Annotated in this window: 1 pseudogene; it reads right to left on the bottom strand. The window is 31.4% G+C overall.

Annotation, left to right across the window (positions count from 1 at the left end):
- Positions 1-280, bottom strand: a pseudogene (locus ABD915_RS09930) (hypothetical protein); the annotation flags it as partial.
- Between the last annotated feature and the right edge of the window lie 542 nt (positions 281-822).

Here is an 822-nt window from a genome sequence, read left to right as displayed (position 1 = left end):
TTACTTTTGCGTTGCCAAAAACGCGTGCATTTTGAAAGACACGGGCTTTATTATACACCCAGCAATTGCCATCATGAGAGAGGTTATCTTCACTTTCAATATACCCCCCGAGGTCACCTTTTTTGACATCATCAAAATCTCTTAAAGCACGAATGCGCGTTAAGAAATGACCATCTATATATTCGCCATCATTAATAAACTCATACTTTTTTGCAGGCTCTTGTTTATTATTAGATGCGGTTTCGTTTGTAATGGGGGTGTTTTTTGATATATTTGTCATAATTAAATCCTAATCGTTATAAAGTTTCTATTGACACTCTATAAGAGAGCCGGGCGCTAGAAACACGGCGATTAGTCCGTTGTTACACTTTCCCCATAAAAAGGTATTGTATGGTGTAACTACACCCGACATAATCGTTATATGCCAATGACAGCATAAAAGAAAGTCAGTATTTTAAAGACATGGGAGAGGCTGTTTCGTAACCTATCCGCTAATCGTTAAGTGTTTCTAGCACTTGAGTATTTATATAACAAAATACGTATTTATTGTCAAATAATATTTTATCTTTTTTGATATTTTTTATGATTTTTTTAAATGCATTGTGTGTAAATATTTATCATATGCTTATTAATTGCTTCTTTTGTATTATAAGCTTTTAAAGCTATATTATGGGCGTTATAAAACGGTTGCGTTCTTTTTTGAATCTATACATTTATAATATTTATAAAGGCTCTCATGATGCTTATTTTTATCTTTATAACCTATCATGTTTTTTACTAAATGGTTTTTAAAGATTTCTGTTAATTTCTTTTATAACACAT

Source organism: Bartonella jaculi, assembly GCF_039543045.1.
Classification (GTDB): Bacteria; Pseudomonadota; Alphaproteobacteria; order Rhizobiales; family Rhizobiaceae; genus Bartonella; species Bartonella jaculi.
This window is presented reverse-complemented; position numbering and strand designations above follow the sequence as displayed.